General features: G+C 72.3%; 19 protein-coding genes. 9 read left to right on the top strand and 10 right to left on the bottom strand.

What is annotated here, in order from left to right:
- Positions 1-332: 332 nt before the first annotated feature.
- Both HHX33_RS13875 and HHX33_RS37195 read left to right on the top strand, forming a co-directional pair.
- The gene (locus HHX33_RS13875) at positions 333-1,727 is read left to right on the top strand and encodes an MFS transporter (protein WP_182874954.1); all 1,395 of its coding nucleotides are present in this window, start codon (positions 333-335) and stop codon (positions 1,725-1,727) included.
- Between the two features lie 249 nt (positions 1,728-1,976).
- Positions 1,977-4,043 (top strand): cellulose binding domain-containing protein, encoded by a 2,067-nt coding sequence (locus HHX33_RS37195; protein WP_182874955.1) that lies wholly within the window; start codon positions 1,977-1,979, stop codon positions 4,041-4,043.
- A 61-nt stretch (positions 4,044-4,104) separates the two neighbouring features.
- On the opposite strand, the gene HHX33_RS13885 is transcribed toward HHX33_RS37195, so the two are convergent.
- The 8 genes from HHX33_RS13885 to HHX33_RS13920 all read right to left on the bottom strand — a co-directional run bounded on the left by HHX33_RS13885 (position 4,105) and on the right by HHX33_RS13920 (position 12,305).
- Positions 4,105-4,881, bottom strand: a complete 777-nt coding sequence (locus HHX33_RS13885; RefSeq protein WP_182874956.1) for a class I SAM-dependent methyltransferase — start codon at positions 4,879-4,881, stop codon at positions 4,105-4,107.
- A gap of 356 nt (positions 4,882-5,237) precedes the next feature.
- Positions 5,238-6,476: an LLM class flavin-dependent oxidoreductase gene (locus HHX33_RS13890; protein WP_182874957.1), complete on the bottom strand. Its 1,239-nt coding sequence runs from the start codon at positions 6,474-6,476 to the stop codon at positions 5,238-5,240.
- 43 nt (positions 6,477-6,519) lie between these two features.
- Complete coding sequence (locus HHX33_RS13895) at positions 6,520-7,203, bottom strand: class II aldolase/adducin family protein (protein WP_138461714.1); 684 nt, start codon at positions 7,201-7,203, stop codon at positions 6,520-6,522.
- A 25-nt stretch (positions 7,204-7,228) separates the two neighbouring features.
- Positions 7,229-8,044 (bottom strand): ABC transporter permease, encoded by an 816-nt coding sequence (locus HHX33_RS13900; RefSeq protein WP_182874958.1) that lies wholly within the window; start codon positions 8,042-8,044, stop codon positions 7,229-7,231.
- 13 nt (positions 8,045-8,057) lie between these two features.
- Entirely contained in the window at positions 8,058-8,792 is a 735-nt protein-coding gene (locus HHX33_RS13905) for an ABC transporter ATP-binding protein (RefSeq protein ID WP_182874959.1), read from the bottom strand.
- A 158-nt stretch (positions 8,793-8,950) separates the two neighbouring features.
- A complete protein-coding gene (locus tag HHX33_RS13910) occupies positions 8,951-10,048 on the bottom strand; it encodes an ABC transporter substrate-binding protein (RefSeq protein WP_182874960.1) in 1,098 nt (365 codons plus the stop codon).
- 16 nt (positions 10,049-10,064) lie between these two features.
- Positions 10,065-11,123 (bottom strand): ABC transporter substrate-binding protein, encoded by a 1,059-nt coding sequence (locus tag HHX33_RS13915; RefSeq protein ID WP_138461712.1) that lies wholly within the window; start codon positions 11,121-11,123, stop codon positions 10,065-10,067.
- A gap of 165 nt (positions 11,124-11,288) precedes the next feature.
- A complete protein-coding gene (locus HHX33_RS13920; RefSeq protein WP_182874961.1) occupies positions 11,289-12,305 on the bottom strand; it encodes a LacI family DNA-binding transcriptional regulator in 1,017 nt (338 codons plus the stop codon).
- Positions 12,306-12,542: 237 nt separating this feature from the next.
- Between HHX33_RS13920 and HHX33_RS13925 the strand changes: the two genes are divergently transcribed.
- The 6 genes from HHX33_RS13925 to HHX33_RS13950 all read left to right on the top strand — a co-directional run bounded on the left by HHX33_RS13925 (position 12,543) and on the right by HHX33_RS13950 (position 21,884).
- Positions 12,543-14,534, top strand: coding sequence for a glycoside hydrolase family 127 protein (locus tag HHX33_RS13925; protein ID WP_182874962.1), 1,992 nt, complete (start codon positions 12,543-12,545; stop codon positions 14,532-14,534).
- A 187-nt stretch (positions 14,535-14,721) separates the two neighbouring features.
- Positions 14,722-16,008, top strand: a complete 1,287-nt coding sequence (locus tag HHX33_RS13930; RefSeq protein ID WP_182874963.1) for a sugar ABC transporter substrate-binding protein — start codon at positions 14,722-14,724, stop codon at positions 16,006-16,008.
- Positions 16,009-16,129: 121 nt separating this feature from the next.
- Positions 16,130-17,152, top strand: coding sequence for a carbohydrate ABC transporter permease (locus tag HHX33_RS13935; RefSeq protein WP_182874964.1), 1,023 nt, complete (start codon positions 16,130-16,132; stop codon positions 17,150-17,152).
- Positions 17,149-17,970, top strand: coding sequence for a carbohydrate ABC transporter permease (locus HHX33_RS13940; RefSeq protein WP_182874965.1), 822 nt, complete (start codon positions 17,149-17,151; stop codon positions 17,968-17,970). Before HHX33_RS13935 ends, HHX33_RS13940 begins: the two co-directional genes overlap by 4 nt.
- A gap of 318 nt (positions 17,971-18,288) precedes the next feature.
- The gene (locus HHX33_RS37200; RefSeq protein WP_220501805.1) at positions 18,289-21,234 is read left to right on the top strand and encodes a LamG-like jellyroll fold domain-containing protein; all 2,946 of its coding nucleotides are present in this window, start codon (positions 18,289-18,291) and stop codon (positions 21,232-21,234) included.
- Between the two features lie 215 nt (positions 21,235-21,449).
- Positions 21,450-21,884, top strand: a complete 435-nt coding sequence (locus HHX33_RS13950) for an SRPBCC family protein (RefSeq protein ID WP_182874967.1) — start codon at positions 21,450-21,452, stop codon at positions 21,882-21,884.
- 60 nt (positions 21,885-21,944) lie between these two features.
- Here the strand turns inward: HHX33_RS13950 and sigJ are convergent, their stop codons facing one another.
- On the bottom strand, positions 21,945-22,829 hold the full coding sequence (gene sigJ / locus HHX33_RS13955) for an RNA polymerase sigma factor SigJ (protein ID WP_310741367.1): 885 nt from the start codon (positions 22,827-22,829) through the stop codon (positions 21,945-21,947).
- A gap of 97 nt (positions 22,830-22,926) precedes the next feature.
- On the opposite strand from sigJ, the gene HHX33_RS13960 reads away from it, so the two are divergent.
- The gene (locus tag HHX33_RS13960) at positions 22,927-23,718 is read left to right on the top strand and encodes an SDR family oxidoreductase (protein WP_182874968.1); all 792 of its coding nucleotides are present in this window, start codon (positions 22,927-22,929) and stop codon (positions 23,716-23,718) included.
- 18 nt (positions 23,719-23,736) lie between these two features.
- On the opposite strand, the gene HHX33_RS13965 is transcribed toward HHX33_RS13960, so the two are convergent.
- A complete protein-coding gene (locus HHX33_RS13965) occupies positions 23,737-25,575 on the bottom strand; it encodes an ABC transporter ATP-binding protein (RefSeq protein WP_182874969.1) in 1,839 nt (612 codons plus the stop codon).

The raw sequence follows: 25,575 nt of genomic DNA on the forward strand, positions 1-25,575 counted from the left end.
GCGCTTTCTCCCTTCGCGGCGTACACGTGGTCTTGGGCACGTTTTCTCCCGCAATCCGCGAGAAGTTCTGTCAAGGACGCCGTCAAGGATAGAACCCGAATGGCCCCCTGTCAGGGCCGCGACCGATTCGGCATCACCTTTTAACGCGCTCGCCGCAATTGCCGGGAGCCGGCGCCGCGAATTCGTCATGGGACGATTTCCCGATAGGGCGGCCCACCGCCCGGAGCAGCGACCGAGGGCCGCCGCCCGCGCCCGGGTTGTGTCGGTTCGAGTGCGTACGATCGGTGCCGGTCCGCTGGACGGTGGGCCGCACCGACAGAAGGGGGCCGCCGGTGAGCGGGGCGGGGTTCCAGACGCGCAGGATCGGGCTCCTCGTCACCGGCAACCTGCTCGGCGGCATCGGGGTCGCGGGTGGATTCGCGGTCGGCGGACTGCTGGTCGAACGGCTGGGCGGCACCTCGTTCGCGGGGCTCGGCCAGGGCGCGAGCGTGCTCGGCTCGGCGGTCGCGGCGGTCCCGCTGGCCGCTCTGGCGGCCCGGTACGGGCGGCGCAGGTCACTCGCGGTGGGATACGCGCTGGCGATGGCCGGCGCCGTGCTGATCATCACCGCGGCGGTGGTCGCGCAGGTCGTCGTCCTGCTGGCCGGGCTCGCCCTCTTCGGCGTCGCCCAGGCGGTGAACCTGCAGACCCGGTACGCCGCGGCGGACGGCGCGCCCGCCGCGACCCGGGCCCGGCTGATGTCGCTGGTGATCTGGGCGACCACGATCGGCTCGGTGGCGGGGCCCAACCTGAGCGAGCCGGGCGAGCGCACCGGCCGCCTGCTGGGCCTGCCCGCCCTGACCGGGCCGTACCTGTTCGCGGTCCTGTCCTTCGCGCTGGCGGCCGTGGCCGCGCTGTTCCTGCCGCGCGCGGCCCGCGTCCCCCTCCCGGCGGCCGGCACGGCGACCGGCACAGCGACCTGCACAGCGCCGGCCGGAGCGGGTGATCCCACAGGTGCGGACGGTGCATCCCCCGGCGGATCCCCGGGCACGTCTCCCGGCGCTTCTCGGGGCGAGTCCCCGGGCGGGGCGCGCGCCGCGCTGGGCTGGGCCCTGCGGCATCCGGCGGCCCGGCTCGGCGTGGTGCTGATCGCGGTGGCGCACGCGGTGATGGTCATGGTCATGGTCATGACCCCGCTGCACATGCAGCACCACGGCATGTCGCTGCGACTGGTGGGCGTGGTGATCTCCCTGCACGTGCTGGGGATGTACGCGCTCAGCCCGCTCTTCGGGTGGCTGGCCGACCGGTTCGGCCCGGTCCGCGTCGCCCTCGCCGGTCTGGCGATGCTGGCGGCGTCCGTGGTCCTCGGTTTCTCCGCCGCCGCCCTGCAGGCCGGGAGCGTGCTCACCGCGACCGCTCTCACCGTGCTCGGCCTGGGCTGGTCGGCGTCGATGCTCTCCGCGTCGGTCCTGCTGGCGAACGCCGCACCGGACCGGTTGCGGATCCCGTTGCAGGGCGCCACCGACGCCGGCATGAGCTACGCGGGGGCGGTGGCGGCCGCGCTGGCGGGCCCGATCCTCGCCGCCGGTGGGTTCCAGGCGGTCAACATCGCCGCCGCGGTCATCATGCTGCCGGCCGTGGCCGCCGCGGCGGCCGTCCTGCGGGCCCGCCGAGAAGGAGGGCACGGCGAGGGAGGGCTCGGGGTGACCGGCCCGCGAGACGCCGAACCCGCGGCCGAGCGGGGCTGAACGAATCACGGCCGTGCCCGCCGCCGGCCCCCCGCCGACCGCGGCCGAGCGGGGCTGAACGAATCACGGCCGTGCCCGCCGCCGGACACCGCTGATCGGCGCTGATCGGCGCTGATCGGCGCTGATCGGCGCCGGCCCCGGGGACGGCGCCGGACGGGCGGGCGCCGGGCTTGACTAAACGATCACAGCGCTCGATCGTCGGAGCCTGGTGACACTGGAAGCACCCCTCCCCGCAACCCGGAGTACTACATGCGAAGAGCCCTGGCCGTTCCGCTCGCCGCGCTCGTGGCCGCGCCCCTGCTGGCCGCCGCGGCCCCCGCCCAGGGCCCTCCGCCGCCGCCCGCCCCACCGGTGCGGGGCGACGCCGTCACGGTCACGGTCAACGCGAACGCCGGGCTCGGCGCCGTCCACGAGGCGGCGTCCGGCGCCAACGCCGCCATCTGGGACGCGCACATGAACGACCCGGAGGTCGCGCGGCTGTACCGGCGGGCGGGCATCGCCGCGGTGCGCTACCCGGGCGGCTCGTACGGCGACCTCTATCACTGGAAGACCCACACGGCGCCGGGCGGGACCGTGGCGCCCGGCACGGACTTCGACGCGTTCATGCGCACGGTCAGGGCCGCCGGCGCCCAACCGGTGGTGATCGCCAACTACGGGACCGGGACCCCGGAGGAGGCGGCCGGATGGGTCCGGTACGCCAACGTCACCAAGAAGTACGGCGTCAAGTACTGGGAGATCGGCAACGAGCTCTACGGCAACGGCCACTACGGCGCCACCTGGGAGTCCGACGACCACCCGGACAAGAGCCCCGCGGCGTACGCCCGCAACGCGCTCGACTACGTCCGCGCGATGAAGGCCGTCGATCCCGCCGTCAAGGTCGGGGCGGTGCTCACCATCCCCGGAAGCTGGCCGGACGGCGTGGTGGCCGCGGGCGACTCGGCGAACTGGAACCACACCGTCATCCCGGTGCTGGCCTCCGAGGTCGACTTCTTCACCGTGCACTGGTATCCGGGCACGAGCATCCCGGACACGACCGGCGACGTCACCGCCTTGCTGGCCTCCCCGCCGAGGCTCGCCGAGATGCTGGCCCAGGTGCGGGCCGACGTCGCCGCCCTGGGCGGCCGCGACGTGCCGCTCGCGCTGACCGAGGTCGCCTCCAACATCGGGCGCAACGTGCACGCGGCCGGACTGTTCGCCGCCGACGCCTACCTGACCGCGCTGGAGAACGGCGTCTTCACCGTGGACTGGTTCGACACCCACAACACGGTCGAGAAGGTCAGCACGATCGACGGCGAGACCGACTTCCAGGACATCGGCTTCCTGTCGCTCGGCCAGTGCGCCGACGGCGTCTGCGAGCCCCCCGTCAACACGCCGTTCCCCTCCTACCACGGCATCGAGATCCTCGGCACCGCCGCCCGCCCCGGCGACGACCTGGTCAGGGCGGCCTCCGACCAGTCGAAGGTGGCCGTGCACGCCGTACGGCGGGCCGGCGGCGACCTGTCCGTCGTGCTGATCAACAAGGATCCGGCCACCGCCTATCCCGTGCGGTTCCGGTACGACGGGTTCACCCCCTCGGGGCGGACCCCCGTGACGTACGCCTTCACGCGCGGGGCCGACTCGATCGTCCGGGCGGGGCAGGGCGGCCCGTACACGACGACGCTGCCGCCGTACTCGGTGACGACGATGACGCTGAGCGCGGCGAAGGGCCCGAAGCCCGCGCCGGCCCCGGGGACGCCTGCGGCGCGCGGCGCCGCGGACGGCGTCACCGTGAGCTGGCCCGCCATCGGGGGACCGCGGGCGGACCGGTACGAGGTGTACCGCCAGGTGGGCACGGAGACCACGCTGCTGGGCACGACCCGGGACACCTCGCTGACGCTGCGCGGTCTGGAGCCCGGCGCCGCCTACACGGTCAACGTGCTGGCCCGGGACCGGGCCGGACGGCTGTCGCGGCCCTCCGCCCCGGTGACCTTCACCGCTCCCACGCCTCCGGACAGCGCCTGCGCGGTCCGTTACCGGGTGACGCAGGGCTGGGGCCGCGGCTTCGTCGCCACGGTCACCGTCACCAACCGCGGCGCGGCCGACGTGTCCGGCTGGACGCTGGCGTTCCGCTTCCCGGTGGCCGGGGAACGCGTCAGCAGCGGGTCGGGCGGCACGTGGACGTCGGAGGGTCAGGACGTGCGGGTCGTCCCCGGTGAACAGAACGGGACGATCCCCGCGGGCGGCTCGGTCTCCGTCGGCTTCGTCGGCGCGAACGAGGGGGCGTATCCGTCCCCCACGGTCTTCCGCCTGAACGGCGCCGTCTGCTCGACGCTGTAGTCGTCCCCACCGTTGGCGTCCCACTGAGGGCGTCCCCACTGGACTCGTCAGGGGGACGCCCTCAGTGGGTGACGCGCAGCTTGGACTGCTTGTGCCGGGACCGCTCCCAGTCGTCCATGAACCTGGCCTTCAGGCCGTACCGCTCGGCGAGCCGCACCAGCGTCTCGGTGCGGTAGTAGAAGTCCTCGCGCAGCACGTGGTGCTCGGCCTTCTCCGTACGGTCGAAGGTGAAGTCGAAGAAGCCGTCGGGGTGCAGGACGCGCCCGACGTGCCGCAGGCACTCGTCGATCACCTCGATCGGGCTGTGGGAGAAGACGCTGTGCGCGTGGACCACGGTGAAGTGCGCGTCGGGGAGGAAGCCGAAGGTCAGGTCGTTCACCAGGGTCAGGTGCGGCAGCCGCGACTGCAGCCCGCGCTGCGCGACCGTGTCCGCGGCGGCCAGCAGGATCTCCGGCGAGATGTCCAGCCCGTGGTAGTGGCCCGGCTCCAGGTGGTCGATCAGCCGCCACCCCAGGCGCAGGTTGCCGCAGCCGATGTCGAGCACGCGGTCGCGCGGCGTCAGCCCGTGCCGGACCAGGTAGTCGAACTGCAGCTTCCCGATCCGCAGCCAGCTCTCCCTGCCGTGACTGCCGATCGCGGCGTCCGCGTTCATCTCCGCGATGTCGGCCCGCATCACCTCCCGGTAGTACGAGACGTGGTCGGCGGTCGTCAGCCGCAGCCGCGTGTCGCGGGTCACCCGCCGCAGATGCGGCCAGACCTTTCCGGGATGACGCAGAGCGTAGGCCACCTGGTAGCTGAGACGTGACCGCGGCCTTTTCACGTATGGCTGTCGCTGCATGCCCCAACGGTAGGCGCGCGGCAGGCGAGGTCATCCGGTTTCACGTACGGCATCAAGGAAATTTTGCCGGGAGGAATTTCGCGGCCGCGGCGGGATTCCCGGACGTCTCGAATGACGGTGCGCCGCATTTTGGGTGAAACGCGGCGAATTCTTGCCCTCGATGCCGCTGAGGGTTGAATTCCGCCGTGAGAGGCTTTCTCACAAGCGCCCGCCTCGCCGGGCGCGACCCCGCGGCCCATCGCCAACAAAGCCGCCCGGTGTTGTGATGGCGAAAAACCGCATGAAGCCCGCCCTCCTCGTTCTTCGCGACGAGGAGGGCGGTGCCGCGTACGGACGGTTCCGGGAAGTTCCGGGGCTCAGCCGGCGGCGACCAGCGGCGAACCCGGCTGTGACGCACCGGACGGTGCCGGACCGGACGGTGCCGGACCGGATGACGGCGGCCCGGCGGGCTTGGGCCTCGTGTAGCCCGCGGGCCGCAGCGCTCCGGGGTCGTCGTGCGTCACCGGCAGCAACGGCATCACCTGGGCGCCGAAACGGTAGGTCTCCTCCAGCAGCGGGTTGCCCGAGACGATGAACGAGTCGATCCCCAGGGCGTGGTACTCGCGGATCCGGGCGGCGACCGACTCGGGGCTGCCGACCAGCGCCAGCCCGGGACCGCCCCGGATCAGGCCGAAGCCGGACCAGACGTTCGGGTAGACCTCCAGGTCCCTCGCGAAGCGGGGTTTGACGCCCTTGTGGAACGACAGTTGCCGCGCCTGCCCGACCGACTCCTGCCGCCCGGACTCCGCCTGCACCCGGGCGACGACGTCGTCGTCCAGGTGGTCGAGCATGTCCTGCGCGGCGGCCCACGCCTCCTCGTCGGTGTCCCGGACGATGAGGTTGAGGCGGATGCCGAATCGGAGGCTCCGGCCGTGCCGCGCCGCGCGGGCGCGGACGTCCGCGATCAGTTCGGCGGTCTCGGCGGGCGGCTCGCCCCAGGTCAGGTAGTTGTCGATGTGCTTGGCGGCGACGTCGCGGGCGATCGGCGAGGCGCCGCCGAACCACAGCGGCGGGTACGGCTGCTGGAGCGACAGGAACGCCGCCTCGGCTCCGCGGATCTTGAGGTGCTTACCGTCGAAGTCGACCCGTTCCCCGCGCATGAGCGCCCGGTAGACGGTGAGGAACTCGTCGGTGTGCTCGTACCGCTCCTCGTGCTTGAGGTGCACGCCGGCGGCCTCCAGCCCGGTGTGGCCGCTGACGACGTTCAGGACGACCCGGCCGCCGGAGTTCTGGTCGAGCGTGGTCGCGAGCTTGACCAGCGACGTCGGCGTGTAGACCGAGGGGTGGACGGCGATCACGAACTTCATCCGCCGGGTGGTCGGGACCAGCGAGGCCGCCGTGATCCAGGGGTCCATGCCGCTCGTCGGCTGGGTGGCCAGCAGCGCCCCGTAGAAGCCGTTGACGTCGATCGACTTCGCCCACGCCTGGACGTACTCGAAGTCGACTCTGCGCCTCCAGGCCGGGTCCCAGGGATACCGGCCGTCGCCCGCGATCAGGTACCAGAGGATCTCCAGGCGGCGCTCGGGGAGCGGCGGGAGGGAGCCGGGGTCGGTCATGAGTTCGCTCCTGCTGTCGTGCTCCGGCTCATCGTGTTCCGGCTCATCGGACGATCGGCTTCGAGCCGCCCAGGGGTGCGGCGAGGATCTCCAGGGCCGCCGCCTCCTCGATCGTGGCGACCAGCCGCGCCGTGCTGAGCGGGCCGTCGTCGAAGGCGAGCAGCCCGTGGTTGGCCAGCAGCACGGCCCTGGTGTCCGGGTGCTGTTCGAGGAGCGCGGTGATCGAGGCGCCGAGATCTCCGTTGTTGCGCGCGCGGTACGGCGCGCAGGGGATCTCCACCGTCTGCCCGCGGTTGACCAGCGGCTCGTAGTTCGGCGGGATGGGCCGGTGCGCCAGGGCGAACGCGGTGGCGTGGAGCGAGTGCGTGTGGATGACCGCGTGCACGCCGGGGCGGGCGTAGGCCAGGGTGTGCATCTGGAGGACCTGCCGCACGCCGGGGCCGAGCCTCCCGGCGACCAGGTCGCCGTCCAGCGTCACCACGCCGAAATCCTGCTCGGAGATGTCGGCGGGCAGCCCCTTGGCGTTGATCAGCACATGCCCCGGGGAGCCCGGGAGCCGGACGCTGGCGTTGGCCGAGTAGGGGTTCCGCAGCGCGCCCAGCTGGTGCAGCAGGTGCACGGCCTTGATGAGGTCGGCGCGCACGGCCGCGTCGGCGCCGGTCAGCACGACCTCTCCGGCGGTGAGCCAGCCGTCCTCCCGGACGGGGCTCGTCAGTGTCGACGTCATTGGTCTTCTTTCTTTCTCGTGGATCTCAGTCCTGCGCGCGGGTGGCGCCGAAGTGCCAGTGCAGGATCCGTCTCTCGACGAACAGGAACGCGAAGTTGAGGAGGTAGCCGAGCATCGCGATCGTCACCGCGCCGACGATCAGGTCGGTCACCAGGAAGCTCTGCTGCTGGATCATCAGAAGGTGGCCGAGCCCGTCGTTTCCGGCGATCATCCCGACCACCACCGAGATGACCAGCGACGCGGCGAGGGCCGAACGGAGGCCGACGAAGATGGCCGGCGCGGCGGCCGGGATCACGACCTCGGCCATGGTCTGCCGCCAGGTCAGCCCGAAGGTGCGGGCGGTGTCCATCATCGTGCGCGGGGTGGAGCCCGCCCCCGAGTACGCGTTCAGCAGGATGTGGAAGAACGAGGCCAGCGCGACCACACTGATCTTCATCGCGTCGTCGATGCCGAGATAGAGGATGAGCAGCGGGATCACCGCCGAGATCGGCATCGGCCGCAGCAGTTCGAGCGGGGGTTCGACCAGCACGTAGACGAACCGCACGCGGGCCATGAGCACGCCGACGGCCACCGCCAGGACGGCGGCGACGGCGTACCCGATCAGCATCGTGCGCAGCGTCTGCAGGATCGCGGCCGGCAGCGGCCCGCCGAGGATCTCGCTCCACCATTTGGCGGCGACGTCGGTCACGGTGGCGTACCTGGGCGACGGATGGGTGGAGGCGTAGCGCTGCCAGGCGAGCAGGACGCCGGCGAAGACGAGCCAGCCGAAGAACCTGCTGCGCAGCGCACGCGGCAGGCGGCCCGCCCGCCGGGGCGTCGTCACGGTGGAGTCTGTGGCCATCGGCCGCGTCCTTTCAGTCCAGCACCAGGTTCAGCAGGTCGCGCCGGTGCCGGAGGAAGTCCGGCAGCTCCCGGGTGGTCACCTGCTCGCGTGGGCGGGGCAGGTCCGTACGCACGTCCGCGAGCACGCCGTGGCCCTCCGGGTGCAGCACCACGACCCGGTCGGCGAGGTAGACGGCCTCGTCGATGTCGTGGGTGACGAACAGCACGGTCACCCCGGCCTCGGCCCAGGCACGCAGGATCACGTCCTGCAGCGTGGCCCGGCTCAGCGCGTCCACGCCGCTGAACGCCTCGTCCATCAGCAGCAGCCGGGGCCCGGCGGCCAGCGCCCGGGCGATGGCCGCCCGCTGCTGCATCCCGCCGGACAGCTCCCAGGGGTAGCGGTCGGCCGCGTGACCGAGGCCGACCAGGTCGAGGTAGTGCGCCACCAGCGCGTCGTGGTCCCCCGCCGGGGCCGCGTACGCGTGCCGCAGGCCGAACCGGACGTTGCCCGCCACGGTCTTCCACGGCAGCAGGGACTGCGCGTAGTCCTGGAAGACGCAGCGGGCCTGCCGCGGCGGCCCGTCGATCGGCTGCCCCGCCACCCGGATCTCCCCCGCCGACGCGGGGAGCAGCCCGCTGAGGAGCCGCAGCAACGTGGACTTGCCGCAGCCGGAACGGCCGACCACGGCGACGAACTCCCCCGTGCCGACGCGCAGGGACAGGTCGCGCAGTGCGGTGACCTCGCGCCGCCGGCCGCGGTAGGTCATCCGGACGTCCTCCGCCTCCAGCAGGGGCGCGGGACGTCCGGCGCCGCCGGCCGGGGACGCGACCGATGCCGCCGATGTCGTCGATGTCGTCGATGTCGTCGATGTCGTCGATGTCGTCGAAATCGCCATCCGAAGAGCTCCCAGCGTTCGTCGTGAGGTCAGGGATTGGCGGCCGTGGCGGTGGGCCACAGGTAGGGCGTGAGGTCGATCGCCTGCTTCAGCGCGCCGTACCGCGCGCCGATCTCGATCCACTTGTTCTCCGCCGCCACGTCGAACGGGCCGCGCAACTCGCCGCTGGTCGCCGCCGAGGCCTTCTGCAGGGCGCCCGGATACTTGGACTCCAGCTTGCCGACGTCGGCGCCGCCGTACTTCACCAGCAGGGTGTTCTGCTCCAGCGGGGCGACCGACTGGAACGCGGTCACCCCCTGCCGGACGGCCCGCACGAAACGCTTGACCAGGTCGGGGTGGGCCTCGGCGTACGCGCGCTTGGCGCCGTAGCCGGAGGTCGCCGCGCCGTCCGGGACGCCGGAGTCGAACGCGCCGGCCACCGTCAGGCCGTACTGCGCCTGCCAGGCGGTGACGTACGCCCCGCTGGTGGCCGCCGCGTCGAGCGTGCCCTGGGCGACCAGCCCGCCGGAGGTGGTGCGGTCCTGCACCGTCGTGTACTTCGGCCCGTTCGGGTCGAGCCCCTGGTCCTCCAGCCACTTCTTGATCTGTACGGTGGTCAGCGCCTGCGCCGGGACGCCGAGCTTCCGGCCGGCCAGGTCCTTCGCGGAGGTGATGCCGCTGCCCGGCTTGGCCACGATGACGTTGACCGGCTGACCGGGCTTCAGGGCGTTGGCCGGGTTGATGATCGTCAGCTTGAACCCCTGCTGGATGGCGGAGGTCCAGGCGAAGATGTCGGCCCAGGCGATGTCGATGGACCCACCCTCGGTGGCCGCCACCAGGGCGGGACCGCCGCTGAGGGTCACGAGCTCGACCTTGATGCGCTCCTTGGCGAAGAACCCGTTCTCGATCGCGGAGTACACGCCGGGGGGCGATCCGGCGATGACGCCGACGCGGACGGTGTCGACTCCCTGTCCGGAGCCCTGCCCGGAGCCCTGTCCGGTCTCGGACGACGCCGCGGGACCGCCGCAGGCGGCCAGCAGCGCGCCGAGGGCGGCGACCGCCGTCGGGAACAGGAGGCGGCGGACGGATGCACGTCCGGCGGGGCGGGCCGCGGAGCCGGGGCCGCCGGGCGTGGGTGTGCTGATCACTGCATGGCCTTTCGGGTCAGTCCCGCCGGGAGACGCGCTCGTACGCGAGCCGCAGCGGGTCGGGGTCGATCCAGGAGTCGAGGTCGAAGTCGGCGCTCAGGAAGCCGTGGCGCTGGAGGAACGCCTTCTGTGTCCGCAGCAGGTCGACGCGCTCGTCGTCCAGCGTGGGGTGCAGGGTGCGGTGGAACCCGTCGCGGTAGGCGAGGAGCACCCCGTCGGCGCCGGAGCCGGTCTCGGCGGCCAGCACCTCGCGAACGCCCTCCAGGTCGCCCGCCGCCCAGTCGGCCGCGCGCAGCGACTGGACCAGGAACTCGACCACGAGCTCGGGCCGTGACCGCAGCAGGTCCTCGTGCACGGTGATCGGCCGCGGGGTGCCGTTGTTCACCCTGGAGCGCCGCGCGGGCAGCGCGTCCAGGTCGATGCCGACCACGGCGCCGCGGAGGCGGGCCTCCTCCAGCGCCGCGGCGCCCTTGGCGTACACCGCGTCGACGCGGCCGGCGGCGAGCGCGTCCAGCTCGGGGAAGCGCGGCGCGGCCCGCTCGGCGCGGACGCGCCCGGGAGGCACCACCGGGTCGAGCGGCAGCTCGACGAACTCGACGTCGTCGAGCGACAGGCCCGCGAGGCCGAGCGCGCCCTTGAACCCGTGCAGGGCCATGGCGCGGGCCATGCTGGTGTCCCTGGTCGCGGCCCAGCCGGGAACCGCGACCCGGGCGCCGCGCAGGGCGGCCGGCGAGTCGATCGCGGAGTCCCCGCGGACCACGATCGACTGTCCCTCGTCGATCCAGGTCAGCCCGATCAGGCGGGTCCTGGCGCCCTCGGCGCGGGCCGCGATGGCGGGGACGTTCCCCCCTTCGCGGATCAGGCCGACGAGGTCGTGGTCGTAGTGGTGCCTGGCGATCTCCAGGGGCGCGTCCTGCAGGACCCCGATGTCGACGCCCAGGTCCGCGTAGCGGCCGGCCAGCCAGCCGAGCGCGTGGGCGAGTCCGCTCGCCGTCGGGACCGGACAGCGGGTGAACCAGAGGGTGTCCACGGACTGGGCCGTGGACGGCAGGGTCGCGGGCGTGGTCGTGGGCATGGTGCGCCCCTTCCCGCACTGCGCGCTCAGGGGCGGCAGGCATTTCCTAGTAACTCTGCCGGAATACTAGGTTGGGAGGGACGATCTAGGCAAGTCACCGCAAACAAGACACTGGAACGGGTGCCGCGGCGCGGCCGGGCCGTTACGGCCGGGCGGCCGGACCGGTCACGAGAGCGGCACCGAGGTGGACTCCCGCACCACGAGCCGGCACGGGTGGGCGTGGCGGCCCGGGGAGGGGGAGCCGTTGATGGCCGCCAGCAGCATCTCGGCCGCCGAACGGCCGAGCCCTTCGAGGTTCAGGTCGATGCTGGTCAGCGGCGGCTGGCTGGCCTCGGTCATGACATCCCAGTTGTCGAAGCCGATGAGGGCGACGTCCTGGGGAACGCGGCGCCCGGCGGCCCGCAGCGCGTCGCAGACGCCCCGGGCGATTTGGTCGTTGCCGCAGAAGACGGCGTCGAACTCGGTCCGGCCGGCCAGGAGGATGCCGACGGCCTGACGTCCCCACACCTCGCTCCACCCGCCGAACAGCGGCGGAGCGACCAGGGACAGCCCGGCCTCGGTGAGCCGCTCCGTCGCCGCGGCCGCGCGCACCCGGGCGGAGTCGTGGTGCTCGGGTCCGGTGATGTGGGCGATCCGGGTGCGCCCGACGGCCAGCAGATGCTCGATCGCCTTGCGCGAGCCGCCCGCCTCGTCCGGGACCACCGAGCAGTCCTGGGGGTCGGAGGAGCTGATGAAGGCGTAGACGACGGGCACCGGCAGGTTGGCGCCGATGGGCGCCCGCGCCTCGGTGCGCCGGCCGGTCACGATCATGCCGTCGACCCGGCGGCTGAGGAGGGTCTTGACGTAGTACTGCTCGCGGATGGGGTCGTCGCGCCCGTCGCAGAGGAAGACCGACATCTCCCCGGCGCCCAACGCGTCCTCCGCCCCCATCAGCACGGGGATGCTGAACCGCCCGATCGTGTCGGTGGTGATCATGCCGACTGTGTAGGTGCGTCCCGAGTGCAGGCTCCGCGCACCCGCGTTGGCCTCGAACGCCAACTGCCTGGCCGCCTCGCGCACCCGCATCCGGGTCTCCTCGCGCAACGACCCGCGACCGTTGAGGGCCTTGGAGACCGTGCCCACCGACACCCCGGCGAGCGCCGCGACGTCGGCGATCGTGGCATGACGCTCCGACTTCCCCACGTTTCCCCCACTTTCCTTGCCGGTTGCCTAGGCCTCACTTTATAGGCCCCGCAATCGGCCGCAAGGTCACTGTAACAGCGTGGAAACAGGCTATTGACGGTCCTGATCCAGGTTGGATACCGTGACGGCAATCGTTTTCCTTCTTTCCTAATTTTTTCCTGCTGCATGTTCCTCGCCGTAACCGGGACAGGTCCTCGGCGGCGTGAAGGACGTCCCTGTCGCACGAAAGATTGAGGCATGACTCAGCAGAAGCTGTCAGACACACCCGCCGCTCCCGGCGTCCGCCCGATCCAGGCGCCGGCCCCGTCCGTCCCCGACGGCGCCACGGGGCCGGTCGCTCCGGGGCCCGGGGCGGTCGCCGCGCTGTGGCCGCTGGGTCCGGACCAGGTCCGTCTCGATCCGGACGGCCTGCTGGGGCGGTGGCAGCGGCGCAACGCCACGGTCACGCTCCCGCACTGCGTGGACAACCTGCACGGCGCCGGGAACATCGGCAACCTGCGCGCCGCCGCGGGGGAGGCGGACGAGGCGTTCGCGGGCATGTGGTTCGCCGACTCCGACGTCCACAAGACCCTGGAGGCCGCCGCCTGGGAGCTCGGGCGCTCACCCGGTGACGCCGGGCTGCGGTCGTTCGTGGACGACACGGCCGCGTTGCTCGCCCGCGCCCAGCAGCCGGACGGCTACCTCAACTCCTACTTCACCGTCGCCGCGCCCGAGGACCGGTGGCGCAGGCCGGAGTGGAGCCACGAGCTGTACTGCGCCGGCCATCTCATCCAGGCCGCCGTGGCCGCCGCCAGGACCGGCGTGAGTCCCGGCCTGGTGGCCGTCGCCCGCCGTTTCGCCGACCTGCTGGTGGAGCGCTTCGGGCCGGGCGGCGCCGACGAGGTCTGCGGGCACCCGGAGATCGAGACCGCCCTGGCCGAGCTGTACCGGCTGACCGGGCACCGGCCCTACCTGGACCTGGCCCGCCGGTTCCTCGACCTGCGCGGACGGGGGCTGCTCGGGCCCGGCCGGTTCGGCCCCGTCTACTACCAGGACCACGTGCCCGTACGCGAGGCCACGGAGGTCGCCGGGCACTCCGTACGCCAGCTCTACCTCCTGGCCGGGATGGTCGACGTCGGCGTGGAGACCGGCGACCGCACACTGCTCGACGCCGCCGAGCGACTGTGGGAGGACGCCGTGCGCCGGCGCACCTACGTGACCGGGGCACACGGGTCGCGCCACCGCGACGAGGCGTACGGCGATCCGTACGAACTGCCGCCGGACCGGGCGTACGCCGAGACCTGCGCGGCCATCGCGAGCTTCCAGTGGAACTGGCGGCTGCTGCTGGCGACCGGCCGCGCGCGGTACGCCGACGAGATGGAACGGGCGCTGTACAACGCGGTCGCCGTCGCCGTGTCCCACGACGGCAGGCACTTCTTCTACTCCAACCCCCTGCAGCTGCGCACGGGGCACACGGGCGCCGGAGAGGAGTCGGCGGCACGGCGGCTGCCCTGGTACACCTGCGCCTGCTGCCCGCCCAACATCGCCCGGCTGATGGCCTCCCTGCACGGCTACCTGGCCACCGCGCACGAGGACGGCCTGCAGATCCACCTGTACGCCTCGGGCAGCGTGGACACCGAGGTCGCGGGCTCCGCCGTACGGGTGGACATGCGCACCGAGTATCCCTGGCGGGGCCGGATCGAGCTGACCCTGGACGGTGCCGCGACCGTCCCCTGGACCCTCGCGCTGCGCGTGCCGGAATGGTGCGAAGCGCACACCGTGCGCATCGACGGCGGCCCGGTGATAGCCCCCGTCCGGGACGGCTACGTACGGCTCACCCGGGCCTGGGCGCCGGGCACGACCGTCGTCCTCGATCTGGAGATGCCGGTCCGGCAGGTGAGCGCGCACCCACGGGTGGACGCCGTACGCGGCTGCGTGGCGCTGGCCCGGGGGCCGCTCGTGTACTGCCTGGAGCAGGCCGACCTGCCGCCCGGCGCGGTCATGGAGGACGTGCGGCTGGACCCCGCGGCACCGGCCGTCGCGGACCGCCGGGAGGACCTGCCGGAGTTCCCGGTCGTCCTCACGGCCGGCGGCACGCTCGCCGACACCGGCGACGCGCTCTACACCGCCACGAGCGGACGGGGGCGACGTGGCACCCCCTTCACGCTCACGGCGGTGCCGTACTTCCTGTGGGGCAACCGGAGCGAGGGCCCGATGCGGGTCTGGATTCCGATCGCCGCCACGGGATGACCGCGCGGGCCGCGCCTGGCACGCGGCCCGCGAAAGCCGATGGGAACCGCCCGTGGCGCGCCTCGCCGGACTCGGGGCGGGTGGCCCCGCTTCACCTCCTGCTCTACCCCCCAAGCGCAGAAAGCGGATCCGCGCCGGTGGAAGAGATGACATCGGCCGGACGCCGGCCGTCGAAAGGAAGAACGATATGGAAAGCCTCGACAGGGGCCGGCGCGCCACCGGCCTGGGCCTGGCGGCTCTCGCCCTCGCGGGCGGACTGACCGCGTGCTCCGGGTCGTCCGGCGGCGGTGACGGAGACACCGCCTCGGCGGGCGCGAGCCAGGCGGCCGCCGGGGGCGGGACCTACACGATCTGGGACCCGTACCCGCAGTTCGACGACTCCTCCGACTGGGTGAAGCTGCTCACCCAGTGCGGCACCCAGGCCGGCGTGACCGTCAAGCGGACCGGCTACGACACCACCGACCTGACCAACAAGGCGCTGCTCGCGGCGCAGCAGGGCAACTCGCCCGACGTGCTCATCGTGGACAACCCGGTCGTCTCGACGCTGGCCGAGGCGGGGGTGCTGACCTCGACGGACGAGACGAAGATCGACACCTCGGCCGTGTCGCCGAACCTGCTGGCGGCGGGCCAGCTCGGCGGCAAGACGTACGGCATCCCGATCGGGGCCAACACCCTCGCGCTGTACTACAACAAGGAGGTGCTGAAGAAGGCCGGGGTGGAGGCCGACGGCATCAAGGACTGGGCGTCGCTGACGGCGGCGCTGGAGAAGGTGAAGGCGGCCGGCAAGAAGGGGATCACGTTCTCGGCGATCGGCACCGAGGAGGGCAGCTTCCAGTTCCTGCCGTGGTTCTGGGGCTCGGGCGCGAACCTCACCAAGCTCGACTCCCCCCAGGGCGTGGCGGCGCTGTCGCTGTGGGCCGACTGGGTGAAGAAGGGGTACGCCCCCAACTCCGTCATCAACAACACCCAGACCACGAGCTGGCAGGAGTTCGCGACCGGCGACTTCGCCTTCGCCGAGAACGGCACCTGGCAGCTCGCCAACGCCAAGAAGGCCGGCTTCGACTACGGCATCATCCCGATCCCCGCCAAGGACGGCGGCACCGCCCCCGCGCCGACCGGCGGCGAGTTCGTCACGATCCCCGCGCAGAAGGACGCGGCCCGTTACGCGACGACGCAGAAGCTCGTGACCTGCCTGGCCAGCACGGACAACTCCCTCAACACCACGACCACGCTGTCGTACATCGCCCCGACGGAGGCGGTGCAGGCCAAGCAGGTCGAGCAGAACCCGGAGCTCAAGGTGTGGGTGGAGGCGGTCAAGGCCGCCAAGGGCCGCACCAGCGACAACCTCGGCACGAAGTACCCCAAGATCTCCGAGCCCATGTGGAAGGCGATGCAGGCCGCGCTGAGCGGATCGCAGCCGCCGCAGGAGGCGCTGACGGCCGCCCAGGGCACGGCGGCGAGCGCCACCCAGTAGGCACGCACTCAGCAGGCACGTAATCAGCAGGCGCGCAGCAAGCAGGCACGGTGCGCGCGGGCCCCAGGAGCATCCACCCGCGCGCACGTCGCCGTCCCGCGGACGTCAGACGAAGGAAAGCATGAGACACGCGACAGAGACGCCGGCCGCGCCCACGGCGGACGACGGGCGGGAACCGGCGCCGGCCGGGGCGGCCGGGGGCGCCCTCCGCCGGATCGTACGACGGCCGGGACAGCGGGCGCCGGGCAAGAGCGCGCCGGGAAAGAGCGCAGGGCAGTGGACGGCGTGGGCGTTCCTCGCGCCGGTGGTGATCTATCTGCTCGCGTTCTACGCCTACCCGCTGTACCGGAACGTCGACCTGAGCCTGCGCGACTACACCGTACGGTCGTTCGTGCAGGGGGACGCGCCGTTCACCGGGCTCGCGAACTACGCGAAGGCCGTGGGCGACGCCACCTTCGGACCGGCGCTGTGGCACACGGTGGTGTTCACCCTGGTGTCGCTGGCCTTCCAGTTCACCGTCGGGCTCGCCCTGGCGGTGTTCTTCACCCGGCACTTCCGGCTGTCGGCCACGTTGCGCGCGCTGTTCCTGGTGCCGTGGCTGCTGCCGCTGATCGTGTCGTCCTCGACCTGGTCGTGGATGCTCAACAGCGACTCCGGTGTGGTCAACGCCGTCCTGCACACGTTCGGGATCGGACCGGTCAACTGGCTGACCTCACCCGACTGGTCGCTGTGGTCGGTGACCATCGCCAACATCTGGATCGGCATCCCGTTCAACCTCGTGGTGCTGTACAGCGGCCTGCAGGCGATCCCGTCCCACATCCACGAGGCGGCGGCCCTGGACGGCGCGAGCGGGTGGCAGCGGTTCTGGCGGGTGACCTTCCCGCTGCTGCGGCCGGTCTCGGCGATCACGCTGCTGCTCGGGCTGGTCTACACGCTGAAGGTGTTCGACATCATCTGGATCATGACGAAGGGCGGGCCCAGCGACGCGTCCACGACGCTGGCCACCTGGTCGTACCGGCTGGGCTTCGGCAACCTGCTGCCCTCCTTCGGCCCCGGCGCGGCGGTCGGCAACCTGCTGATCGTGATCGCGCTGGTCTCCGGCCTCGTCTACATCCGCGTACAGCGAAGGCAGGCACTGGCATGACGGCGAACCGGCGCACCTGGTGGCACACCGGCCTGGGCGTGGTGTTCACCGCGCTCATGCTGTTCCCGGTCTACTGGATGATCAACGTGTCGTTCACCCGCGACCAGGACATGCGCAAGTCGCCGCCGGACTGGTTCCCCGTGAACGGGACGCTGGAGGGCTACCGGGCCGTGCTGGAGCAGCAGGGGCCCTACCTCGCCACCAGCCTCGTGGTGGGGCTCGGCACGGTGGCGCTGACCCTGGTGATCTCCGCTCCGGCCGCCTTCTCGCTGGCCAGACTGCGCCCGCGCGGCGGCGGCGTGCTGAGCTTCCTGCTGCTGGTCGCGCAGATGATCCCCGGAGTGATCATGGCGATGGGGTTCTACGCGATCTACCTGAGCACCGGGGTCCTGAACACCGTACCGGGGCTGATCGTGGCCGACTCCACCCTGGCGGTGCCGTTCGCGGTGCTGATCTTCACGACGTTCATGTCCGGGATCCCGGAGGAGCTGTTGCAGGCCGCCCGGGTGGACGGCGCGGGGGCGCTGCGGACGTTCTGGTCGATCGTGCTGCCGGTCAGCCGCAACGCGGTCATCACGGTCTCGCTGTTCGCGTTCCTGTGGGCCTGGTCGGACTTCGTCTTCGCCAGCACCCTCGACCAGGGCGGCGACCACCAGCCCATCACGCTCGGCATCTACCACTACATCGGCAACAACAACCAGCAGTGGAACGCCATCATGGCCACCGCCGTGATCGCCTCGATCCCCGCCACCGTGCTCCTCGTCCTCGCGCAGCGCTACGTCGCCGCGGGAGTCACCGCCGGCGCCGTCAAGGACTGAGGAGTCCCCTCCGCCCGGCCACCTCGCAAGTCATCCTCGACGATCCCCTGCTTCCCGCGGGCCGAACGGTCCCCGGAGCCACGCGCCCTCTTGGAGGACGTGCCGCATCATGCGTGCCGATGTTAGCGATAACATCGCCCGGCTGATACGGCCCCGCTCTCCGAGACGACGCGTAACGCAAGTGTGAACGACTCCCTCGTTCACGAACGCAAAGGAGTAGTACGCATGTCTCGAGCGGCATCCCCCCCGGAAAGGGCATCGGCCCCGCGCCTTCGCCCGAACCGGCGCCAGGGCACTTCCCACCAGGCGGCGGTTCTGGTGGCCGCGCTCACCATCGCGGCCGCGGGGGCCGCCCTCCCCGCCTCGCCCGCGTCGGCCGACCCGGCCCCCGCGGCCACGCTCGTGGTGCAGGCCGACCAGCCCTTCCGCCCGGTCACCCACGTCGCGACGGGATCCCTGTACGGCCTCGCCGACGACGCGACGCCCTCCGACGCCCTGGTCAAGGCCATCAAGCCGAACACGTTCGTCCAGATGGCCGTGGGCGGCAGGCAGCAGGCGAAGGGCGACGTGCTGGTGGTCGCCGACAAGGCGGCCAGAGCGGGCGCGAAGGTCGTGAACCGCCTGTCCGACTACTACGCGGGCTGGCCGTACCAGTTCAGCTGGAGCACGTGGCCGACGGTCGTCGAGCAGCAGGTCAAGGCCGTCCAGGCGTCCGGCGCGACGAACATGGCGGCGTGGGAGCTGTGGAACGAGTCGGACAACACCTGGCTCGCGTCCAACGGCACCTACGAGGACTTCTGGACGAAGACCTTCCGCCAGGTGCGGTCGCTCGACCCGACCACGCCGATCCAGGGCCCGAGCTTCTCCGACAACATCAACGACATGGAGAAGTTCCTCAGGAACGCGGTCGCGACCGACACGGTCCCCGACATCCTCGCCTGGCACGAACTGATCAACTCCGGCAAGATCGTGAGTGACCTCGCCAAGGTCAACGCCATCATGAAGGACCTCGGCATCAGCCCGCGCCCGATCTCCATCGAGGAGTACGCGGCGCCCTCCGAGGTCGGCATCCCGGGCTCCCTGGTGGGGTACATCGCGAAGTTCGAGCGATACGGCATCCACGACGCCGAGCTCGCGTTCTGGAACGGCTACGGCGCGCTCGGCGACCTGCTGACCGGCACCGGCGGAAGCCCGAACGGCGCCTACTGGCTCTACAAGTGGTACGCCGACATGAGCGGGGACATGGTCACCACCACCCCGCCCAACGCCACGAGCGGCCTCGACGGCGCCGCCGCCGTGCCCGCCGACAAGAAGCAGGTCAGCGTGGTCTTCGGCGGCGGCAGCGGCGCCACCGCCGTCAAGGTCGACGGGCTGGACAAGCTCGACCTGGGCGGAACGGTCCACGCCACGCTCGAGTACACCCCGTCGTACGGGCGCACCAACCCCGTCGCCGGACCGATCACCATCTCCGACACCGTCTACAAGGTGACCGACGGGTCCATCACCGTGCCGGTGGCGATGAGCTCCGCCGACGCCTACCACCTGGTGATCAGCGGCGCCGGTACGGCGACCGACCTCGAGAACACGTATCGGATCACCAACCTCAACAGCGGGCTCGCGCTCGACACCCACGATGCGGGGACGTCGGCCGGGACCCTGGTGAACCAGGCCACCGCCGCGGGCGGCGCCACGCAGAGATGGAAGCTCGTCTCCACCGGCTCCGGCCTGTACAAGGTGGTCAACGCGGCCGGCGGTCTGGTGCTCGGGGTGAAGGACGCCTCGTCCGGCAACGGCGCGTCCGCCGTCGTGGAGACCGACACCGGCGGCAACACCCAGCTCTGGCAGGTCGTCCCCGACGGGAAGGGCCACAACCAGCTCGTCAACTACGGCACGGGTCTGGTGCTCGCCGTCGACGGCATGAGCAAGGACCCGGGCGCCCAGGTCGTGCAGTGGAACGACACCACCGTCACGTCCTCCGGCATCGGCGGCACCCGGGTGACCGGCAAGCTCGGGAAGGCCGTCGCGCTGTCCGGGACCAACCAGTACGTCAACGTGCCGCGGGGCGCGGTGAGCGGCGTCACGGGCGACTTCACGGTCTCCACGTGGGTCAACCCGGCCAAGAACTCGACCTGGTCGCGGGTGTTCGACTTCGGCACCGGCACGTCGGCCTACATGTTCCTGACGCTCAACAAGAACACCGGGCTCCGGTTCGCCATCACGACGAGCGGCGCCGGCGGAGAGCAGCAGATCAGCTCCACCACGACGCTCCCGCTCAACACCTGGTCGCTGGTGACGGTCACCGTGTCCGGTACCACCGGCACCCTCTACGTCAACGACCAGGTGGTGGGCACCAACCCCGGCCTCACCAGGCGCCCCGCCAACCTCGGCGCCACCACCCAGAACTGGATCGGCCGCTCGCAGTACGGAGGTGACCCCTACCTGGCCGCCGCGGTGGACGACTTCAACGTCTACGGCCGCGCGCTGACCGCGTCGGAGGTGGCCGCGCTCGCGGCCGGGCAGGCCGGCTCGGGCGACGTGCTGCGCTACACGTTCGACGAGAACGGAGGAACGGCCGTCGCGGACTCGTCCGGCAACGGACGCAACGCGACCCTCGTCGCCAGCCCGGCACCCGCGACGAGTGACGCCGGCGTCCCGGACCACTTCTGGACCCTCGCGCCCTACCTGACGATCAAGCACGTCTCGGTGGCGGACGGCGCCTCCGTCTCCGGCACGCCGACCTTCACCGTCGACCTCGGCGGCGAGGCGTCCGACGTGGCCCACACCACCATCGCGCTCGTCCGCGACGGCGTCGCGCTGACGGACAACACCAAGGCGCCCGGCAGTCACGACGACGGGCTCCACCCCGACCTCGTCGTCGACACCACCGCCTATCCGAACGGCACCTACCAGCTCAGGATCGACGCGGTCGGCACGAACGGGCTGACCACCGAGCAGACCGTCTCCATCGTGATCGACAACCCGCCGGCCTGGGCCGCGAGCACGATCTACCACACCGGTGACCAGGTGACCTACCAGGGCACCGTCTGGCTCAACTCGTGGTACTCCAGAAACCAGATCCCCGGCAACCCGTACGGGGCCTGGCAGCAGATCGTGTCCACGGCGGACGGCACCCCCGTGTGGACCCCGTCACGGATCTTCCTCACCGGAGACCGGGCGGAGTACCAGGGCGTCGTCTACCAGGCGAAGTGGTACAGCCGCAACCAGGCGCCCGGCGACCCGAACGGCCCGTGGAAGCGGGTCTGACGAGGCCGACCGGCTGATGTCGCGGGCCGGGCGTCCTCCGGGCGCCCGGCCCTTCCGCGGCCGGCTCACCCCGGCCGGGGTGAGCCGGGGGGAGCCCCGGTCGCGGCCCGGGTGCGGCGCCGCCGGCTCAAGGTGTGATCATCGTGACGTGAGCCACGGTGGTCCGCCCCCGGGCCCCCGCGCGGCTCCGGTACGGAGAAGGAGCGACCACTGCGATGCGGTTCGAGACCGGCGTCGACATCGACGCATCTCAGGAACGGGTCTGGCGGATCCTGGCGGACGTCGTCAGGTGGCCGGAGTTCCTCCCCACCATGACCCGGGTCGCGTACGCCGGCGACGGCCCGCTGGGGCACGGCGTCCGCGTACGGATCAAGCAGCCCGGGCTTCCCCCGATGGTCTGGGAGGTGACGGAGTTCACCGACGGCACGTCCTTCACGTGGCGGGCGGCGAGCGGGGGCGTCGTCACGGTCGCGGGCCACGTGCTCACGCCCCGGCCGGGCGGCGGGGTGTCGGTCCTTCTCACGATCGCCCAGTCCGGCCCGCTGGCGCCGCTGGTGGGCCTGCTCACCGGCGGGCGCACCCGCAGGTACGTCCGCACCGAGGCGGAGAGCCTCAGGCGCCGCTGCGAGGCGGGCTCCGCCGGCCGCTGAGCCGGCACCGGGACGAACGCCGCCCGGCCGGCGGCGCTCGACGGCGGCCGGTGGCGGTGCTCAGTCGCCGAGAACGGTGAGGTCGAGCCCGGCCAGGCGTTCGGGGTCGGACAGCACGTCGACGGCGGCGATCCTCCCGCCGGTGACGGTGAAGGCCATGACGGACAGCGGCCGGCCGTTCGCCACGACGACGACTCCGGCGGCCCCGTTGACCAGGGCCGGCCGCGCGTACGGCGAGAGCGAGCCGAAGACGGCCGCCTGCGCCGCCACCTCCCGCGCCCCCGTGACGACCGTGCTGTGACGGGCCCGCGCGACGCCGCCGTCGGAACGCAGCACGACGCCGGGGGCGAGCACGGCGACGAGCCCGCCGAAGTCGCCGTCGCGGGCGGCGGCCAGGAACGCCTCGACGACCGCACGCTGCCGGGCGAGGTCGGGATCGGGGGCGGGCGCCTGTCCCCGTACGCGCCGCCGGGCGCGGCTCGCCAGTTGCCGCGCCGCGGCCGGGGAGCGGTCGATCATCGTGGCGATGTCCTCGAAGGGCACGGCGAACATGTCGTGGAGCACGAACGCGAGCCGCTCGGCCGGAGAGAGCGTTTCGAGCACCACCAGCAGCGCGAGCCCGACCGAGTCGGCGAGCACCGCCTCGTGCTCGGGGTCGGCCCCCGACTCGGGATCGATGACCGGGTCGGGCACACGCACCCCCGGATGCTCCTCGCGCCGGTGTTCACGGGAGCGCAGCACGTTGAGGCACACCCGCGCCACCACCGTCGTGAGCCACGCGCCGAGGTTCTCCACGCCGCCCGCGCCGGCGCGGCTGACCCGCAGCCAGGCGTCCTGTACGGCGTCGTCGGCCTCGCTCATCGAGCCGAGCATCCGGTAGGCCACCGCCCGCAGCCGGGTGCGGTGCTCCTCGAAACGCTCCGTCAACCACTCCCGCTCGTCCACCGCGTCACATTCCTCTCCGCCCCGGTGTCCCTCATTGGTAGACCCAGAGGGCCCGGCCGATGTGACCGGGGCCCCCGGACCCGAGGAGTTGACCATCATGACCTCGCTCACCCTGGTCACCGGCGGCACCGGCACGCTCGGGCGGCTCGTCGTACCGCTGCTGCGGGACGCGGGCCACCGCGTGCGCGTGCTCAGCAGGAGCGCCCGCGATCACCGGGACGGCGTGGAGTTCGTGACCGGTGACGTGTCGACCGGCGAGGGGCTCGACGCCGCGGTGAAGAGCGCCGGCACCATCGTGCACTGCGCGGGCAGCGCCAAGGGCGACGAGGTCAAGGCCCGCAACCTGGTGGGTGCGGCGTCCCGGGCGGACGGGCCGCACCTCGTGTTCGTCTCGGTCGTCGGCGCCGATCGCGTCCCCGTCGTCAGCGGCGTCGACCGGGCGATGTTCGGCTACTTCGCCGCCAAGCGGGAGGCCGAACGGATCGTCGAGGACAGCGGACTGCCGTGGACCACCCTGCGCGCCACCCAGTTCCACGAGTTCGTCTGGACGACGCTGAGCCGGCTGAGCGCGCTGCCGCCGGTGCTGCCGACCTGGGCCGGCGTACGGTTCCAGCCGGTCGACGCGGGCGAGGTGGCGGCCCGGCTCGCCGGGCTGGCCCTCGGCGCGCCGGCCGGTCTGGTGCCCGACGTCGCCGGGCCGCGCGTGTATCCGATGGAGGATCTCGCCCGCGACTACCTGAAGGCCGTCGGCAGGCGCCGGCTCGTCATGCCGATGCCGGCTCCGGGCCGGGCCGCCCACGCGTTCCGCAACGGCGCGAACCTGCCCCTGGACGGCGCCGGCGCGGGCGGGCGGACCTGGGAGGAGTTCCTGGCCGGGTGGGCGAGGTGACGCGGCGCCCGGGTCTCGTCACGTGTCGGCCGGTGAACCGAGCGGCCGGGCGAGCTGGAAGTCGGCCGCCTGGCGGGTGAACAGGCGGGCGTACTCGCCGCCGAGCGCCATCAGCTCGTCGTGGGTGCCCTGCTCGGCCACCCGGCCGTCGGCGAGGACGACGATGTGGTCCGCGCCGCGCACGGTGTTGAGGCGGTGCGAGATGAGCAGGCTCGTACGACCGGCGCGGAGGTCGCGCAGCCGCCGGTGGACGGCGTACTCGGCGTCGGGGTCGAGCCCGGAGCTGGGCTCGTCGAGGATGAGCAGGTCGGCGGTGTCCGCGCGGAGGAGGGCGCGGGCGAGGGCGACGCGCTGCCACTGCCCGCCGGACAGGAGCACGCCCTGGCCGGGGTCCTCGTCCGGGTCGGCGGCGAAGAACCGGGACAGGATGGTGTCGTAGCCGCGGGGCAGGCCGGCGAGCCTGTCGTGGATGCCCGCCCGGCGGGCCGCCTCGTGGAGGCGTTCCGGCCGGTCGAGGGAGCCGACGTCGCCGACGGCGACGTTCTCCGCCGCGGTGAGGTCGTAGGCCATGTAGTCCTGGAACACGGCCCCGATCCGTCGGCGCAGGTCGTCGATCCGCAGGTCCCGTACGTCGGCGTCGTCCCAGCGCACGCTGCCGCGCTCGGGGTCGTACAGGCGGCACAGCAGCTTGACGACGGTGCTCTTGCCCGCGCCGTTCAGGCCGACCAGGGCCACGCTGCGGCCGTACGGGATGGTCAGGTTCAGGCCGCGGAGCACGTACGGATGGTCGGGGTCGTACCGGAACCACACGTCACGGAGCTCGATGCCGCGCCGCAGCGGCGTGACGCCGCCACCGGTGGCGGGCTCCGGCAGGTCGGGCCCGATGGTGACGACATGGGTGTAGTGACCGGCGAGGACGAGCGCCTCGTTCAGGTGGGCCAGCTGGATCACCATGCCGGAGAGGGACGACTGGGTGCCCGCCAGGGCGGCGGTGAGCACGGCCAGGTCGCCGATGCCGGCGTGCCCCGCCGCTATGCGGGAGACCATGACGATCAGCGCCGCGCCCGCGATGACCGTGCTGAGGGCGGTGAGCGCTCCGTTGTAACGGACGGCCGCGAGGTCCACCCGGCGTTCGGCCCGCTGCTGGGCGGCCAGCTCGGTCAGCATGCGTCCGCGCAGGAAACCGCCGATCCCGAACAGCCGGATCTCCTTGGCGGCCTGATGGTCGAGCAGCAGCGCCTGGTAGAACATCCGGCGGCGCTCGGCGGGGGCCACCTCCCAGCGCAGGTGCGCGCGGCGGCGGCTGAGCCGCAACTGCATCACCAGTTCGGGTCCGGCCGCCGCGGCCACGACGGCGGCCAGCGGCGTGCTGAGCGTGGCGAGCGCGCCGAGGAGCCCGGCGATGGTGACACCGCCGCGCAGCACGCCGAGCGCCGACTCGGTGATGAGCTGCGGCGCGGTCTGCGCGGACTGCTGGGCCATCTGGAGCCGGTCGTGGAACCCGGGGTTCTCCAGCCTGCTCAGGCCCTGCATGCGGCACACGGCGGTGAACAGTTCGTCGCTGGTGCGCCAGGCGATACGGCGCCGCTGTTCCTGCTGGATGTACCCGGACAGGTGGGGAAGCAGCGCGGTCAGTGCCCCGAGTGCGGCCATCGCGGCGGCCAGCGGGGCCGTCGCCGGGCCCGTGCCGGTGGTCAGGCGGTCGATCAGGAGCTTGGTGAGCCAGGTGATGGCGACGGGAGAGGCGCCGCCCAGGACCGCCATGGCGAGATGGGTGAGGGCGAGCCCGGGCCCGGCCCGCCAGACGAGCGCCAGGGTGGGTCGCAGCGGCCCGAGCCGCGCCCTCACATCGGCCAT

The sequence above is a fragment of the Microbispora sp. H10670 genome, assembly GCF_014161385.1.
Classification (GTDB): Bacteria; Actinomycetota; Actinomycetes; order Streptosporangiales; family Streptosporangiaceae; genus Microbispora; species Microbispora triticiradicis.